The sequence below is a fragment of the Achromobacter sp. genome (assembly GCF_049647645.1).
Lineage (GTDB): Bacteria > Pseudomonadota > Gammaproteobacteria > Burkholderiales > Burkholderiaceae_B > Achromobacter.
In genome coordinates, this window is sequence record NZ_JBARYB010000146.1 from 1 (window position 1) to 15,630 (window position 15,630).

The 15,630-nt window shown below is 66.4% G+C and carries 12 protein-coding genes and 1 pseudogene; 5 read left to right on the plus strand and 8 right to left on the minus strand.

Annotated features, from left to right (window positions below; genetic code table 11):
- Together WBB14_RS17330 and WBB14_RS17335 are read right to left on the minus strand one after the other, a co-directional pair.
- A pseudogene (locus WBB14_RS17330) lies at window positions 1-380 on the minus strand (ornithine cyclodeaminase family protein); the annotation flags it as partial.
- The gene (locus WBB14_RS17335; RefSeq protein ID WP_424240926.1) at window positions 373-1,242 is read right to left on the minus strand and encodes a fumarylacetoacetate hydrolase family protein; all 870 of its coding nucleotides are present in this window, start codon (window positions 1,240-1,242) and stop codon (window positions 373-375) included. The pseudogene WBB14_RS17330 and the gene WBB14_RS17335, both read right to left, overlap by 8 nt.
- Window positions 1,243-1,459: 217 nt before the next feature.
- On the opposite strand from WBB14_RS17335, the gene WBB14_RS17340 reads away from it, so the two are divergent.
- Both WBB14_RS17340 and thiM read left to right on the plus strand, forming a co-directional pair.
- On the plus strand, window positions 1,460-2,191 hold the full coding sequence (locus WBB14_RS17340; RefSeq protein WP_332011830.1) for a GntR family transcriptional regulator: 732 nt from the start codon (window positions 1,460-1,462) through the stop codon (window positions 2,189-2,191).
- 15 nt (window positions 2,192-2,206) lie between these two features.
- Entirely contained in the window at window positions 2,207-3,025 is an 819-nt protein-coding gene (gene thiM / locus WBB14_RS17345; protein WP_424240927.1) for a hydroxyethylthiazole kinase, read from the plus strand.
- 23 nt (window positions 3,026-3,048) lie between these two features.
- Here the strand turns inward: thiM and WBB14_RS17350 are convergent, their stop codons facing one another.
- A complete protein-coding gene (locus tag WBB14_RS17350; protein WP_424240928.1) occupies window positions 3,049-5,151 on the minus strand; it encodes a TonB-dependent receptor in 2,103 nt (700 codons plus the stop codon).
- Window positions 5,152-5,439: 288 nt separating this feature from the next.
- Between WBB14_RS17350 and WBB14_RS17355 the strand changes: the two genes are divergently transcribed.
- Window positions 5,440-7,524 (plus strand): 5'-nucleotidase C-terminal domain-containing protein, encoded by a 2,085-nt coding sequence (locus WBB14_RS17355; RefSeq protein WP_424240929.1) that lies wholly within the window; start codon window positions 5,440-5,442, stop codon window positions 7,522-7,524.
- Here WBB14_RS17355 and WBB14_RS17360 read toward each other — a convergent pair.
- The 5 genes from WBB14_RS17360 to WBB14_RS17380 are packed head-to-tail and all read right to left on the minus strand — an operon-like array spanning window position 7,521 to window position 13,297.
- On the minus strand, window positions 7,521-8,285 hold the full coding sequence (locus WBB14_RS17360; protein ID WP_424240930.1) for an ABC transporter ATP-binding protein: 765 nt from the start codon (window positions 8,283-8,285) through the stop codon (window positions 7,521-7,523). The genes WBB14_RS17355 and WBB14_RS17360 overlap by 4 nt on opposite strands.
- Window positions 8,282-9,268, minus strand: a complete 987-nt coding sequence (locus WBB14_RS17365; protein WP_424240931.1) for an iron chelate uptake ABC transporter family permease subunit — start codon at window positions 9,266-9,268, stop codon at window positions 8,282-8,284. The genes WBB14_RS17360 and WBB14_RS17365 overlap by 4 nt, the downstream gene beginning before the upstream one ends.
- Entirely contained in the window at window positions 9,261-10,235 is a 975-nt protein-coding gene (locus WBB14_RS17370) for an ABC transporter permease (protein ID WP_424240944.1), read from the minus strand. Before WBB14_RS17370 ends, WBB14_RS17365 begins: the two co-directional genes overlap by 8 nt.
- 50 nt (window positions 10,236-10,285) lie before the next feature.
- A complete protein-coding gene (locus tag WBB14_RS17375; RefSeq protein WP_424240932.1) occupies window positions 10,286-11,236 on the minus strand; it encodes a siderophore ABC transporter substrate-binding protein in 951 nt (316 codons plus the stop codon).
- 42 nt (window positions 11,237-11,278) lie between these two features.
- Complete coding sequence (locus WBB14_RS17380) at window positions 11,279-13,297, minus strand: ligand-gated channel protein (RefSeq protein ID WP_424240933.1); 2,019 nt, start codon at window positions 13,295-13,297, stop codon at window positions 11,279-11,281.
- A gap of 212 nt (window positions 13,298-13,509) precedes the next feature.
- Between WBB14_RS17380 and WBB14_RS17385 the strand changes: the two genes are divergently transcribed.
- On the plus strand, window positions 13,510-14,223 hold the full coding sequence (locus tag WBB14_RS17385; RefSeq protein ID WP_424240934.1) for a response regulator: 714 nt from the start codon (window positions 13,510-13,512) through the stop codon (window positions 14,221-14,223).
- Window positions 14,223-15,614 carry a HAMP domain-containing sensor histidine kinase gene (locus WBB14_RS17390; RefSeq protein WP_424240935.1) on the plus strand — a complete coding sequence of 464 codons (1,392 nt, stop codon included), beginning with the start codon at window positions 14,223-14,225 and terminating at the stop codon, window positions 15,612-15,614. The genes WBB14_RS17385 and WBB14_RS17390 overlap by 1 nt, the downstream gene beginning before the upstream one ends.
- Window positions 15,615-15,630 lie beyond the last annotated feature (16 nt).

The following is a 15,630-nucleotide window of genomic DNA, read 5'->3' on the forward strand; positions in this document are numbered from 1 at the left end:
GCACAGGCGGCATCGGCCGGCGCCAGCGCGCGCGTGGCGACCCCGCTGATCGCGGCCGTGCGCAACATGCCCAGCGCGCGCGCCTCGATCACGGCGCGCAGAAAGCCCGACTCGGCGTCGAACAGGCTGAACAGCGAGCCGCCGCCGCTCTTGGTATGGACCCAGGTCTTGAATCCCGCATAGCCGCCGGCGCCGGTCTGCACCGAACCCAATGCATGCATCGAACTGCCGTCGCCCCAGGTCGCCAGCGCCTTGGGCAGGTTGCGCGCCTGCTCGCGCCCTTGCGCGACCAACATGGCGTGCAAGGCTTCGATCGCCTTGGGAATGTCCAGCACCGAGACCACGTCCCGTTCCGTCAGGTACCGCAGCGCATCAGTCATGCGCGTCTCCTTGTTCGCCGGCGGCGGGCTCGTCCGCCACCGTGTTGACCAGTGTTCCGATGCCGGGAATCTCGACCTCCAGCGTGTCGCCGGCCTGCATGAAGCGCGGCGGCTTGCGGCTGGAGCCGACGCCTTCGGGCGTGCCGGTGGCGATCACGTCGCCGGGCGACAGCCGCGTGAAGCTGCTGATGTAGGCAATCAGTTCGGGAATCGGGAAGATCAGGTCGGACACCTGGCCGTGCTGCATGACCTCGCCGTTAAGGCGGGAAATGACTTCCAGGCGCGCCGGGTCGCCGATCTCGTCGGCGCTGACCAGACAGGGGCCAAGCGCGCCGCTGCGCTCGAAGTTCTTGCCCGGCGTCACCTGCGCGTTGTGCTTCTGGAAATCGCGCACGGAGTTCTCGGCCATGCAGGTGTAGCCAGCCACGTGCGCCAGGGCGTCCTTGGCAGCGATGTGGCGGCCGCCTCGGCCAATCACCACGGCCAGTTCGGCCTCGTAATCGAACCGGTCAGAGGCTTGCGGTTTCCACACCGGTTCGCCATGGCCCACAAAGCTGTCCGCAAAGCGCGCGAACAGCGAGGGATGCGCCGGCAGTTCGCGGCCGGCCTCGGCCACATGGCGGCCATAGTTCAGCCCCACGCAGAGGATCTTGCGCGGCGCCACGACCGGCGGCAGCAGACGCAGCCCGGCCAAGGGCAGACAGGCCTGGCCCGGCGCCTCGGCGGCGCGCGCGATCTGCTCCACCCCGGCCTCCAACGCCGCGACCATGTCGGGCCAGACCTGCGTCAACACCACGACCTCGGCGCCGCGCAACACGCCCCAGGCGCTGCGGCCTGCCTGAACGAAGCTGATGAGCTTCATGTTGTCTCCTGTGCTTGCGGTGGCTCATGGCATGCATTGATGGATTTCTTTGCATGCATTTCCTGCCTTATCCGCACTTGAATTGCTGTTTTTCCGAATTATTGCATGCAATTTTGATAAATCGCAAGGCCATGCGGGTTTTTTTGTTGACTATTGCATGCAATTTTGACGGTACACTGAATGCCTTCAAAGACCGGGACCCGCCCCACACCTCTCTATGGCCGCACAAATCGATAAAGTCATTTCGGAACTCCGGGACATGGTGCTTTCGGGCGCCCTGCAGCCCGGGGAACGCGTGGTCGAATTGCAGTTTTCAGCGCGTCTGGGCGTGTCGCGCACACCGCTGCGCATTGCCCTGACCGAGCTGGAGAAAGAGGGTCTGCTGGAACGGCTGCCTTCGCGCGGCTTCCGCGTGCGGGCCTTCACCGTGGACGAGATCGGCGATGCGGTGGACGTGCGCGGCGTGCTCGAAGGCATGGCGGCCCGCCTGCTGGCCGAGCGCGGCGCCTCGCAGGACGTGCTGGACCGCCTGTCGCAGGCGGTGGACGAAGGGCGCGCCCTGCTGGCGCCGGCCCGCCGCGATCCCAACACCACCGTGGACGCGCGCGCCTGGGGGCAGATCAACCGCCGCTTCCACGAAATCCTGTGCGAGGCCGCGGGCAATCGCGCGCTCTTGTCGGCGCTGGAACACAACAACAAGACGCCCCTGGCCGGCCCGGCCGCGCTGACCCTGCCGTCCACGCCGTCGCTGCTGGAAACGCCGTTCGTGCTGCGCGCGCAGGCGGACCACGAAGACCTGCTGCGCGCCATTACGCGCCGCGAGGCCGTGCGCGCCGAAAACCTGATGCGCGAACATGCCTACCGCAGCCGCGAAAACAAGCGCGTGCTGCTGGAGTCGCTGCGCGGCGCCCTGCCCGCGCAGCCCGGGCTGTCGGACGTCAGCGCTTAATCAGAGCCCCAACGCATGCAACCCATCCCAGACCTTTCCGCCCAGGCGCTCATTTCGCGCGAGCTTTTCACTGCCTTGCGCCGCGATGCGCCGCTGGTGCAGTGCCTGACCAATTTCGTTTCCATGAACACCGCGGCCAACGTGCTGCTGGCCATGGGCGCCTCGCCCGCCATGGTGCATGCCCAGGAAGAAGCGCCCGAGTTCGCGCGCGTCTGCGGCGCGGTCGTGATCAATATCGGCACGCTCTCCACGCCCTGGCTGGACAGCATGCTGCTGACCGCCGCGTCGGCCAACGAGGCCGGCATTCCCTGGGTGCTGGATCCGGTGGCCCACCATGCCACCGCCTTCCGCCGCGATGCGGTGCGGCGCCTGCTGGCGTTGCGGCCCGCCATCATCCGCGGCAATGCCTCGGAGATCATTGCGCTGGCCGGGGGGCAAAGCGCGGGCAAGGGCGTAGACGCGGGCGATGCGGTCGCGCAGGCGGAAGCTTCGGCGCACGCCCTGGCCGCAAGCCTAGGCACGGTGGTGGCGGTCACCGGCGAAACCGACTACGTCACGGATGGCACGCGCGCCGTGCGCATAACGGGCGGCTCGCCCCTGATGCCGCGCGTCACCGCCACCGGTTGCGCTCTGACGGCGCTGGTCGGCGCCTGCGCGGCAGTATCCAGGAAGGATCCGTACTCGGCGGCTGTCGCCGCCTTGTCGTGTTTCGCCATCGCGGGCCAGCACGCCGGTGAACGGGCAGAAGGGCCCGGATCTTTCGCGTGGCGCTTCCTGGATGCGCTGGCAGCCTTGGAGGCCGACAGCCTTACCCGGGAATCGCCGCTGCGCTAGGGCCCGCCGACAAGCCCTGGAGCCTACATGCGGTACTGCAGGCTCAGCATGGCATTGCGCGGCGCGCCCGGCATGTTCAGGTTGGGGCTGCTGCCGTGGGCGGACACGATGTAGCCGGCATCGAACAGGTTGTACACGTTCAACTGCACCGAATACGGCCCCTTGCGCCACCATGCCGCGGCGTCGGCCGTCACGTAGCCCGGCAACCTGACGGTGTTGCCCGGGTTGGCGAAGCGCGCGCCCACCAGGTTCAGGCCGGCGCCCACGCCAAAGCCCTCTCCCAGGTCCTTGGTGACCCAGACATTGCCAGCGTGGCGCGGCGTCAGCGTCGCGCGTTTGCCTTCCACGCTCTTGCCGCCGTCCCTGGCAATGGATTCAGTAATGCGGGCATCCAGATAGGCATAGCCCAGCATCGCGCGCCAGCCATTGCTCAGATCTCCCGACAAGGTCCATTCCGCGCCGTCGGTGCGCTGCGTGCCGACCGGCACCAGCGTATTGGTGACCGGATTGTTGACCTTGATGTCGGTACGCTCCAGACGGAAGACGGACACGGTGGTCGACAGTTTGCCGTCCAGGAAATCGTACTTGGCGCCGATTTCGTAGTTGGTGGTTTTCTCGGGCGCCAGATCGGCGTTGTTCGCGGCCAGCGAGAACGCTTCGCCGGATGGCTGGTACGACTGGCTCCACGAAATGTAGTACGACTGCACCGTGTCGGGCTGGAACACCAGGCCCAGGCGCGGGCTCCAGTTGGAATCCGTGCGGGCGAGATTGGTGCCGTTGCGGCGGTCTTCGGTCTTCTGCTCGAAGCGGTCGTGGCGCACGCCGCCCAGCACCTTCCAGTGTTCGCCCAGCGACACCATGTCCTGCACGTACAGGCCCAGGGTGTTGAATCGGCCCAGGTTGTCGGTGCCGGGACGGCCGCCAATCTGCAAGGGCAGCGTCGGCAGCACCGGATCGAACAGGTCGACAGTGGCCACGTTGTTGGCCGAGTAGTTCACCAGGTCCTTGTTCTGCTGGCCGACCTCCACGCCGTACAGGATCTCGTGCCGTACCGCACCCCACTGCGCGCGCTGCGTCAGTTCCGTCTGGTTGGTCCAGCCGTGCTCTTCGCGCAGCACGTTGGAACGATTCAGGGTCACGGTCCGCGCGGCCTCGTTCACCGTGCCGGGCAAGGTGTTGTTGCGGTCCAGCGTGTAGTGGTAGTAGCGCGTGGCGTTGCGCAGCGACCAGTTCTGATTGAAGCGGTGGTTCAGCGTGGCGGCATAGGACTGCACCCGCGCCTGCGAGTAGTCCGCGTCGCGCGCGTTTTCGGCGCCGTAGTAGGTGGAAGGATCCACGTCCACCGGCCGGCCATGATAGGCGGGGATGCCGAAGTCCGTGACGCGGCGGTCTTCGAGGAATTCGGTCTGCAGCAGCAGCGTCGTATCCTCGCCCAGGCGGAACTGCGCGGAAGGCGCTATCGCCTTGCGGTCGAGGAATTGCTTGTCGCGATAGCTGTCGCCCTTCTCCACCGCGCCGGTCAGGCGCCATGCCATGCTGCCGCTTTCCGTCGAGCGGCCCAGGTCCAGATCCAGGCGCCGGTCATTCCAGGAGCCGTAGCTCAGGCCCAGTTGCGTGATGTCCTCGCCGGGCTTCTTGGTGATGCGGTTGATCAGGCCTCCCGACGATCCCCGGCCGTACAGCACCGCAGCCGGCCCCTTGATGACGTCGATGCGCTCGACGTTGGACAGGTCGCGGAAATACAGCGCGTCGTCGCGGAAGCCGTCGACGAACTGGTCGGCGATGGCGGTAAAGCCCCGGATCGACACCTGGTCGCGCTGCCCATCACCCGTGGAGAAACTCACGCCGGGCACGTTCTTCAACGCGTCCTGCATCGAATTGGCATGCTGATCGCGCATGACTTCGGCGGGCACGACGTTGACGGTCTGCGGGATATCGCGCAAGGGTACGTCGATCTTGGTAGCGCTGGACGAGTCAGGCGGGTTGTAGCTTTGCGAAGCTTCATCCTTGCCGTACACGCTCACGGCGGGCAAGGTCGGCGTACTGCTCTGGGCTTGGGCGGGAGCTGGGCTGGCCAGGGGTGCCAGGGCAATCAATGCTGCGGAAATCGAACGAGGGGCGTGCATGGCCGTGCTGCGTCTTTCTAAAGTAGTTTTAAATGGAACGATTGGCGATTTTCCCGTTAATGAGAATAGGTCGCAATCTTTTTGTCATTTCGTTGCCGGCGGGCCACGATAAATGAGACGGCCGTCCAATTCAGTTTCTTGTCAGTAGGTGTATGCAACCCGTGCGTGAACCCTGGCCGTGCCCTGCCTGCGCCCATGTCACGGCCGGGTCACACGCTGTCCCCAGAATTCCTTTCCTTCAAACCCGGAGGAAAGACGGTGAAGCCGAACCTAGGAAAGATCCTTGCAATGTCCGCCAGCGCCACGCTGCTGGCGGGTCTGGCCGCTTGCGGCGGCGATAACGACGACGATGACGCGCCCGAGACGCCGCCGCAGACCAGCGTGCCGCAGGGCTCCACGCTGGACGTGGCCATCCTGGGCACCACCGACCTGCACGCCAACGTGCTCGGTTACGACTATTACAAGCTGGCCGAAGACAAGAGCTACGGCGTGGACCGCACAGCCACGCTGATCGCCAATGCCCGCAAGCAGAACGCCAACACCCTGCTGTTCGACAACGGCGACACGATCCAGGGCACGGCCCTGTCCGACTACCAGGCGCTGGTGGCGCCGGTGCAATGCAGCGACATGCTGGCGATCTACAAGCAGATGAAGCTGCTGGCCTATGACGCCGCCACGCTGGGCAACCACGAATTCAACTATGGCCTGCCCTTCCTGTCGCAGATCACCGACACGAACTTCGGGCTGGCCGGCATCGGCAAGGGCACGGCGCAGACCAACCCCACCGGGGCCAAGGACTGCGCGGCGCCGGGCTTCCCCTTCGTGTCCGCCAACGTCGTGTCGGCCGCCAGCAAGCTGCCCATCTTCAAGCCCTGGGTCCTGCTGAACAAGACCTTCAAGGCCACGGATCCCAACGGCAAGCAGATCGACGTCGCGCTGAAAGTGGGCGTGATCGGCTTTGCGCCCCCGCCCATCCTGCAATGGGACAAGGCCAATCTGGAAGGCCATGTGGAAGTCGCGGGCTGGAAGGAATCGGCGCAGCGCTACGTGCCGGTAATGCGCGCGGCCGGCGCGGACCTGGTGGTGGCATTGGCGCATGGCGGCATCGACATGCTCACCGACTACAGCCCGGCCATGGAGAACGGCGCCGGCTACCTGAGCCAGGTGGCCGGTATCGACGCGCTGATCACCGGCCACCAGCATCTGCTGTTCCCCGACACCAACGCCAAGTCGCAATTCGCGGGCCAGCCCGGCATAAATTTGGAGAAGGGCCTGATCAACGGTGTGCCGGCGGTGCAGGCCGGCCAATGGGCCAACAACCTCGGCCAGATCACGCTCAAGCTTGCCTATGACAAAGGCTGGCAGGTGCAGAAGGCCGCCACGCGCGTGCAGCGCATCGCCACTCGCCTGACCGCGCAGAACGGCGCCACGCCCGCGACCTACGTCGAATCCGACGCCGCCGCGCAGCAGCTGGTGCAGGCCGAACACGCCGCCACCATCACCTACGTCAAGACGCCCATCGGCCAAAGCCGCTTCGACATGGCGACCTATTACGCGCTGGCCGGCGACGTGTCGGCGTTGCAGATCGTGAACATGGCGCAGATCGACTATCTGGCGGACTACATCGCCAAGAACAAGCCGTCATACGCCGCGCTGCCCATCCTGTCCGCCGCTGCGCCCTTCAAGGGCGGACGCAACGGTCCGGGCGACTTCACCTACGTGAAGCAGGGCAACATCGCCATCAACAACGCCGCCGATCTGTACCTGTATCCGAACACCTTGCAGGTGGTGCGGGTCAGCGGCGACATCGTGCGGCAATGGCTGGAGAAGACGGCCGAACAGTTCCGCCAGATCGACCCGGGCCAGGTCGCGCCACAGGATCTGATCGACACGGCCTTCCCGACCTTCAACTTCGACGTGCTCTATGCCGCCGGCAACGCCCTGCAGTACGAAATCGACGTGACCAAGCCCAAGGGCTCGCGCATCATGAAGCTGACGTACCAGGGCGCGCCGCTGGATCCGGCCGCGCAATTCCTGGTGGTCACGAACAACTACCGCGCCAGCGGCGGTGGCGACTTTCCGGGCCTGGCCGGCGGCAAGGGTGACATCGTGCTGCAAGCGCCGGACGCCAGCCGCGACGTGCTGATCAGCTACATCAGGAAGCACCCGGACCTGGACCTGGCGACCTATGGCCTGGACCGCAGCTGGCGCTTTGCGCGGGTGGGCGCGTTGGCTGGGCCGGTGGTGTTCTCGTCGGTTCCGGGCACGCTGGCCATGGCCTCGGCGCATGGCGTCGGCAACGTCACCGTGCATGACGCCACGCCCGACCCGGTGACCCAGCTGTCGCGCTACGCGGTGGATCTCAGCCGCTAAGGCTGGCGGTAGTAGACGCAGATGCGCCGGCCGCCGATCTCGTGCACCTCGATCGGCAGCTCGTACAGTTCGCTCAGGACCTCCGGCCGGACCAGTTCGGCCGGAGTCCCCTGGCGCGCGATGCGCCCTGCCCGCATCGCCACGATGCGGTCGGCGTAAGTGGACGCGAAATTGATGTCGTGCAACACCAGCACCACGGTCTTGCCCAGTTCGTCCGCCGCGCGGCGCAAGGTGCCCATCATGGCGACGGCGTGCTTCATGTCCAGGCTGTTCAAGGGCTCGTCCAGCAGTACGTAGCGCGTGTCCTGGCACAGCACCATCGCCACGAAGGCGCGCTGGCGCTGTCCGCCTGACATCTCGTCCAGATAGCGGTCGGCCAGCGGTTCCAGGTTCAGGTAGGCGATGGCGCGGTCGATGTGGTCCTTGTCTGCAAGCGTCAGCCGGCCGCCCGTATGCGGATAACGGCCGAACGCGACCAGGTCTCTGGCCGTCAGCCGCAGCGGCAGGTGATTGTCCTGGCGCAGGATGGCCAGGCGGCGCGCCAGCTCGCGGCTATCTGCCCGGGTCACGTCCAGGCCCTCCACCAGCACCCGCCCCGCGGATATCGGCAGCAGTCGGCTGACCATGGACAGCAGCGTGGATTTGCCCGCGCCATTGGGGCCGATGATGGCCGTGACCCCGCCCGCGGGCAGCGACAGGCTGACCTCGTCGACCACCACGCTGTCGCCGTACTGCTTGCTGACTTGCTGGATCTCTATCATCGGCGCCCCCTGCGCAGGATCAGGACGAGGAACATCAGGCCGCCCAGGAATTCAATCACCACGCTGACGGTGGTGTTCAGGCCCAGCACCCGTTCGAGCAATGTCTGGCCGCCGACCAGGAAGATCACGCTCAATAGCACGGCCGCCGGAACGGTGTGGCGGTGCCGGTCGGAACCCATGGCCTGATAGGCCAGGTTGCTGACCAGCAGGCCGAAGAAGGTCACCGGGCCGACCAGCGCCGTGGACACCGACACCAGTACCGCGATGGCGGCCAGCGTCAGCATCAGCGTGCGGCGATAGTCCACGCCCAGGTTCACCGCGATGTCGCGGCCCAACGCCAACACGTCGTAGCGGCGCCGCATGCGCCACACCAGCAGGGACGCGGCGCACACCGCGGCCAACGCGATCGGCAGCAATCCCACGCGCACGGTGTTGAAGCTGGCGAACATGCGGTCCTGCAGCACCAGGAATTCATTGGGATCGATCAGCCGCACCACGAAATTGGACAGGCTGCGGAACAACAGGCCAAAGATGATGCCCACCAGCATCATCAGATGCAGGCTGCGCACCGCGTCGGAAAACAGCCAGCGGAACAGCAGGCAGGCAAACGCCGTCATCGCGCCGACCTCCAGCAGGAACGCGGCGACCGGATGACTGGCGGCCGTGGCCGCCTGGCCGAAGCCGAACACCACCACCGCCTGGATCAACAGGTACAGGGCGTCGAAGCCCATGATGGCCGGCGTCAGGATGCGATTGTGCGTGATCGTCTGGAACAGCACCGACGACACCGCCACGGCATAGGCCACCAACAGCATCGCCGCCAGCTTGGCGCCGCGGAACGGGATCACGAAGGACCACTGACCATTGGCGCCCAGCGTCATGAATGCGACGGCGCAGGCCAGCGCAAGACTACCCAGCAGCCACAGGCGCCACGCCTGCGGTGCGCGGCCCGATGCCGGCGCGGAGATCGCGAGTTCAGCCAAGACGGTTCCTCCGCGTGCGCAGCAGCCACAGGAACAGGATGCTGCCCAGCACGCCGACCACGGTGCCGATGGGAATCTCGTAAGGATGGATCACCAGGCGGCCGATGACGTCGCAAGCCAGCACGAAAACGCCGCCCAGCACCGCTACCCAGGGGATGGAGCGGCGCATGTTGTCGCCCAGCACCAGGCTGACGGCGTTGGGCACGATCAGGCCCAAAAAGGGAATGCTGCCCGCCGTCACCACCACCACGGCCGAAATCGCGGACACGATCAGCAGCCCCGCCAACGTCAGCCGCGCATGGTTCAGGCCGAGGTTGGCGGCGAACTCGCGGCCCATGCCCGCCACGGTGTAGCGGTCGGCCGCCGCGTAAGCGGCACAGGCCAGGCCGAAGCCTATCCACAACAGCTCATAGCGTCCCCGCAACACCCCTGAAAAATCACCCGTGGTCCAGGCATGCAGCGACTGCAGCAGATCGTAGCGGTAGGCGACGAAGGTAGTGGCGGCGTGGATCACGCCGCCCAGGATCAAGCCGATCAAGGGCACGATGAAGGGCGTGCGCAGCGGCACGCGCTTGAGCAGCGCCAGGAACAGCAAAGTACCCGCCAGCGCAAAGCCCGTGGCCGTCAGCATCTTGCCGATCACGGGCGTGTCCGGCGCCAGCAGCGTGACGACCAGTATGCCCAGGGTGGCGGATTCCACCGTGCCCGCGGTGGTGGGCTCCACGTAGCGGTTGCGCACCAGCATCTGCATGATGAGCCCCGCCACCGCCAGCGACATCCCGGCCAGCAACAAGGCCAGCGTACGCGGTATCCGGCTGACCATCAGCAGGCGCCAGGCCCGCTCCGCGTCCTCGCCGCCGCCCCACAGCGCGGCCAGGCTGAACTGGCCCGCGCCCAGGCTGATGCTGCCAGCGCACAAGGCAAGCAGCAACGCTACTGCCGCCGCCAAACCGCCCCAACCGCCCATCGACTGCCGCCAGCTCACCCGCAATGCTCCCGCCGCTCAGGCATAACGCTTTACTTTCCCGCCGCCAGCGCGCCCGCGATCTCGTCGACGTTCTGCTGCATGGCGGTCAGGCCCGCGCTGCCCAGCAGATACCAGTTGTAGCCGTTCAGATAGAGCACGCGCTTGTTCTTCCAGGCCTTGGTCGGACGCACCAGCTCGTTGTCCAGCATGCGCTGGGCCGACACGCCTTCGCGGCCGATGGCGGCATCGCGGTCGATCACGAACAACCAGTCAGGGTCGGTCTGGGCGATGTACTCGAACGAGATCGCCTGGCCGTGGTTCGACACGCTCAGCCCCGTCGTCGCCGGCTTGATGCCGAACGCGTCGTGGATCACGCCAAAGCGCGAACCCGGACCATAGGCGCTCATCTTGCCGCCGGTGGTCAGCACGATCAACGCGGTGCCAGCGCTGGCCGCCTTGTTGTTCAGGTCCGCAATGGAAGCGCGCAAGGCGTCGAGCTTGGTCTTGGCGGCATCCTGCTTGCCGTAGATGGCGGCCAGCGTTTCGGTATTGCGCGTCACGCTGCCCACCAGATCCTTGGCGTTCACCGTCAGGTCCACGGTGGGCGCCAGCTTGGCCAGCTCGTCGTACTTTGGCGCGGAGCGGCCGGCCACGAAGATGAGCTGCGGCGCGGCGGCGTGGATCACCTCGTAGTTGGGTTCGAACATCGAGCCCACCTTCAGGTAGCGCTGATCGGCATACTGGCTCAGCTGCGGCGGCCACTTGGCGACCGTCGGCACGCCCGCCGCCTCCACGCCCAAGGCCTGCAGCGTGTCCAGCACGGCCAGGTCCATCACCACCGTCTTCGCCGGATTGGCCGGCACGGCGGTTTCGCCGCGCGCGTGCTTCACCGGCACCGTCGCCTGCGCCGCGCATACTGCCGTGGCGGCGCCGAGGACCAGCGCGGCCCCGGCCTGGACCGCCCAACGCCGGGCGCGGCCTGCTTGCGTTTGCTTCTTCATGCGTACCTCTTCATGTTGCGGGCGCCAGGCGCCCTTTCAAACTCAGAACTTGACGCCCACGCCCAGCCAGTAGCGGCGGCCGTCCTCGACGTAGCCGAAGTCGTCATACGTGATCTGCTTGTCGAACAGGTTGTAGATGCCGGCGTACACCGCCACGGTCTTGTTCACCTGGTACGAGCCGCCCAAGTCCACAAAGGTGTAGGAAGGCGCCACCACCGACGAGGACGACGGGCCGGTGATGGGCTGGCTTTCCTTGCCGCGGTAATTCACGCGCGCCCATGCCTGCAGCGCATCCGAGGCCTGCCAGTTCACCGTGGTGGTGAACAGGTGCTTGGGCAGCTGGTTCAGCGGCTGGCCCTGGTACTGGCCGGACTTCTGCTCCGACTTGGTGAAGGTATAGCTGCTGGTCAGGGACCAATCGCGCGACAGCGGCAGCTTCAGGTTGGCTTCCACGCCACGGGAATTGGCCTTGTCCACGTTCATGTAGGTAGTCGGGTCCGAGCCGAACTGGTTCGGACCGTCCGTGCACTGGGTCGCCGGGCAAGCCACGCGGGTGATCTTGTCCTTGAAGTCGTTGTTGAAGACGGTCAGGCCGGCGTTGAAGCCTTCGCCGTCGTCATACAGGATGCCAATTTCCTCGGTCACCGACTTCTCGGGGGTCAGGTCCGGGTTGCCGTACATATTGCCGCCGCGGCTGACCTGGCCCCAACCTGCCACTGTCTGGCGCAGGTCGGGCGCGCGGAACCCCGTGGACACGCCGCCCTTCAGGGTCCAGCGGTCGGCCATGTGCCAGACGCCGTACAGGCGCGGGCTGAAGTGCGTGCCGAAGTTCTCGTCTTCATCCATGCGCAGGCCGGTAGTCACGGCGAAGCTCTCGGTCAGGCGCCATTCGTCCTCGGCGAACAAGGCCCACTGGTAGCGGTCCACCTTGCTGGGGCCATTGGCCAACTGGTTGCCGGTCTGGTCGTTCAGGCGCTGGCTCAGGTAGCTGCCGCCCAGGGTCAGCATGTGCGAACCCAGGGGCAGGGACCAACTCGTCTGGATGTCCAGGTTCTTGATCTTCATCTGGCGCGAGCGGTTGTCGAACTCTTCCTGCTGCACATAGCTGTCCGACACGCCCCAGCCCCAGCGACCGGTGTGCGACAGCGCCCACTTGTTGCTGCGGTAATCGGTCTCGGACGAGGCCGGGCAGCCATTGCGCCCGCAAGCCTGGCCGGGGGGCAGCGGCGCAACCGTCTTGCCCAGCGTTTCATGCAGCTTCTGGCGCATGGTGGTCGCTTCCAGCACGATGTCGTGGTCGCGGTTGGGCGTCAGCGCCAGCTTGGCCGTGAGGCTTTCCGAATTGCGCTTGCGGAAGCCGTCGACGATGTTGTCTTCGTCGCGCTGCGTCGCCTGGCCGTAGATCTGCAGGCCCAGCAGGTCCGTCTTGATCGGGCCGGACAGGTAGAAGTTGCCCTGGTAGATGTCGCCCGACTTGTTGCTTTCCTGGATGGTCGTGTCCAGGCGGATCTCGCCGCCCCACTCCGAAGGCACTTTGCGCGTGATGATGTTGATCACCCCGCCCATGGCGTCCGAGCCGTACAGGGAAGACATGGGGCCGCGCACCACTTCGATGCGCTCGATGGCGGAAAGCGGCGGCGTCCAGCCGCCTTCGACCCCCGTGGAGTCCGAATTGGTGCGGGTTTCGCGCGAATTCTGGCGCTTGCCGTCGATCAGGATCAGCGTGTATTTGGGCCCCATGCCACGCAGGCTGATGTCCTGGCGGTCGCCGCCGCCGGTGACGATCACGCCCGGCACATCCACCAGCGCGTCATTGATGTCGCGGTAGAACTTCTTGTCCAGGTCCTCGCGGGTGATCACGCTGATCGACGCCGGCGCGTCCTGGATCTGCTGTTCATAACCCGAGGCCGTGACCACCACGGTATCCAGCGTCTTGGCGCTGTCCGCGCTTTGCGCCCACACGGGCTGGGCCACGCCGAAACCCGCGGCGCACAAGGCTGCCGCAAGTTGCGTGCGCGAACCCGGACCGCGCCGGCCGGCGACCATTTGTTTGCTGCTCATGATTCCAATTTCTCCCGTCCCAGGCCCCCGCCGCACCCCGCGTGCGGCGTCCGTCCTTCCCCGTACTTATTAATGAAAACCATTCTCATATTAGAATTGGACCTGCCGGGAGCCAGCAACACGCTTTCCGCAACTTTTATCTTCTTTGAACTTCTTGACACTCCGGCCCGCGGCCATAAGCCAAACTGCCGGATGCAGAACCGACGACACGCATGCCTTTTTCCCACGCTCCGGCGACTCGCCGCATCCTGCTGATCGACGACGATGTCGAGCTCGCGCAGATGCTGCGCGAATACCTGGAACCCGGCCATTGCCAACTCGCCCTGGCGCATAGCGGCGCGCAGGGCCTGGCCCTGCTGGCGCAAGACGACTACGACCTGGTGCTGCTGGACCTGATGCTGCCCGACGGCAACGGGCTGGATCTGCTGAAGCAGTACCGCCAGCGCTCGCGTCGGCCCGTCATCATGTTCACCGCCCACGGCGGCGAGACGGACCGCGTGCTGGGCCTGGAATTCGGCGCCGATGACTACCTGGCCAAACCCTTCAGCCCGCGCGAACTCAAGGCCCGCATCACTGCCGTGTTGCGCCGCTTCGAAGAAGTGCCCGACGCCGTCCGGCCCGCCCTGGCGCTGGGCGCGGTGTCGCTGGACCCGGCCACCGGCTTGTTGCGGGTGGGCGACAGCGAAATCGCGCTGACCGGCGCCGAGCAGCGCATCCTGGAAATCCTCCTGCGCACGCCGGGCCAGGTGGTCGGGCGCGACCAGATCGGCCTGTACGCGCTGGGCCGCAAGCCGGACCGCTACGACCGCAGCATCGATACCCACATCAGCGCGCTGCGCAAGAAACTGCGCAGCGACAGCGGCGCCGAAACGCTGGCCATCCGCAATCTGCGCGGCCTGGGCTACGTGCTGGCGGGCGCGGACTGATGGCCTGGCTGCCCGCCCGCTCGCTGTTCTGGCGCGCTTTCCTGACCTTCTGGGGCGCGATGGCCGTCATCCTGGTGTGCGGTATGGTGCTGACGGCTGCGGTCGCCTGGTACCGCTTCAATTCCCTGGACGGCCTGAATCCTGGCAACCTCACGCGCGACGCGGCGCAGATTGCCCGCACCGAGGGCGTGGATGGACTGGAACGCTGGGTCCTGGCCATGGACCAGCGCTACTCGGCCCTGAAGATCTACGTCATGGACGCCCAGGACGCCGACATCCTGGGCCGGCGGCTGCCCGCCCGCATGGAAGACTGGCTGAGCGATTTCCGCGCCGGTCCCGACCGTTCGCCGAAGGCGGACTACCTGCCCGCCGACCCCACCGGCGAACGAGTCTCCTGGTGGGAACCGCAAAAGCTGGCGCTGGCCGATGGCTCGGTGCTGCTGATGCTGTTCCTGCCGTTCGACTCTTCGCATTGGGAAGTGCTGGCTTTGTCGCCCGTCGCCTTGGCGCTGGTGCTGTTCGCGCTGGCCGTGACCGCGCCCTTCTGCTGGGCCTTGAGCCGCCACGTAACGGCGCCTTTGGCGCAATTGCGCCAGACCACGCACGCCTTGTCCGCTGGACAGCTGGACGCGCATACGCCCGCCAACCTGGCTCGCCGCAAGGATGAACTGGGCCTGCTGGCGCGCGACTTCGACGCCATGGCCGACCGCCTGAAAGCCCTGGTCGACACGCGCGAACGACTGCTGCACAACATCGCGCACGAGCTGCGCTCGCCGCTCGCGCGGCTACGGCTGGCGGCGGAGCTAGCGCGGCGCAAGGACGAGCGCCAGGACCTGCAGCTGGACCGCATCGAACTGGAATGCGAACGCTTGGACGCGTTGGTCGGCAACACCTTGAGGCTGGCGCGTCTGGGCGCCCTGCCCGTGCCCACGGAAACCCTGGACCTGGCCGAAGTCGTTTCGGACGTGGTCGAGGACGCGCGCTACGAGGCTGGCGGCCGGCAGATCCGCATAGAGTGGGACCACCGAGCTGCGGTGCCCCTCATCGGCGACCGCTGCAGCCTGGCCAGCGCCATCGAGAACGTGCTGCGCAACGCCCTGCGCTTCGCGCCCCCGCACAGCGCGATCCGGGTGCGGCTGCTGTCGAACGCACACGAGGTCTGCCTGGAGATCGAGGACCGCGGGCCGGGGGTGGCAAGCGAGGAACTGGAAGCCTTGTTCGAGCCCTTCTATCGCACCGCCTCTGGCGCGCGCAAGGCCGGCAGCGGCGCCGGGCTGGGGCTGTCCATCGCCCAGGCCGCGGTGGCCGCGCACAAGGGCAGGATGTCGGCCCGCAACACCTCGCCGCAAGGGCTGAGCGTGCGGCTGGAACTGCCGCGCCTGGCCGGCTGAGCCGGGTCAGCCAAGG

Bases quoted from the DNA above. Each gene is read 5' to 3' on its own strand.
- WBB14_RS17335 (WP_424240926.1), bottom strand. From the start codon at position 1,242: ATGAAGCTCATCAGCTTCGTTCAGGCAGGCCGCAGCGCCTGGGGCGTG.
- WBB14_RS17340 (WP_332011830.1), top strand. From the start codon at position 1,460: ATGGCCGCACAAATCGATAAAGTCATTTCGGAACTCCGGGACATGGTG.
- thiM (WP_424240927.1), top strand. From the start codon at position 2,207: ATGCAACCCATCCCAGACCTTTCCGCCCAGGCGCTCATTTCGCGCGAG.
- WBB14_RS17350 (WP_424240928.1), bottom strand. From the start codon at position 5,151: ATGCACGCCCCTCGTTCGATTTCCGCAGCATTGATTGCCCTGGCACCC.
- WBB14_RS17355 (WP_424240929.1), top strand. From the start codon at position 5,440: ATGTCCGCCAGCGCCACGCTGCTGGCGGGTCTGGCCGCTTGCGGCGGC.
- WBB14_RS17360 (WP_424240930.1), bottom strand. From the start codon at position 8,285: ATGATAGAGATCCAGCAAGTCAGCAAGCAGTACGGCGACAGCGTGGTG.
- WBB14_RS17370 (WP_424240944.1), bottom strand. From the start codon at position 10,235: ATGGGCGGTTGGGGCGGTTTGGCGGCGGCAGTAGCGTTGCTGCTTGCC.
- WBB14_RS17375 (WP_424240932.1), bottom strand. From the start codon at position 11,236: ATGAAGAAGCAAACGCAAGCAGGCCGCGCCCGGCGTTGGGCGGTCCAG.
- WBB14_RS17380 (WP_424240933.1), bottom strand. From the start codon at position 13,297: ATGAGCAGCAAACAAATGGTCGCCGGCCGGCGCGGTCCGGGTTCGCGC.
- WBB14_RS17385 (WP_424240934.1), top strand. From the start codon at position 13,510: ATGCCTTTTTCCCACGCTCCGGCGACTCGCCGCATCCTGCTGATCGAC.
- WBB14_RS17390 (WP_424240935.1), top strand. From the start codon at position 14,223: ATGGCCTGGCTGCCCGCCCGCTCGCTGTTCTGGCGCGCTTTCCTGACC.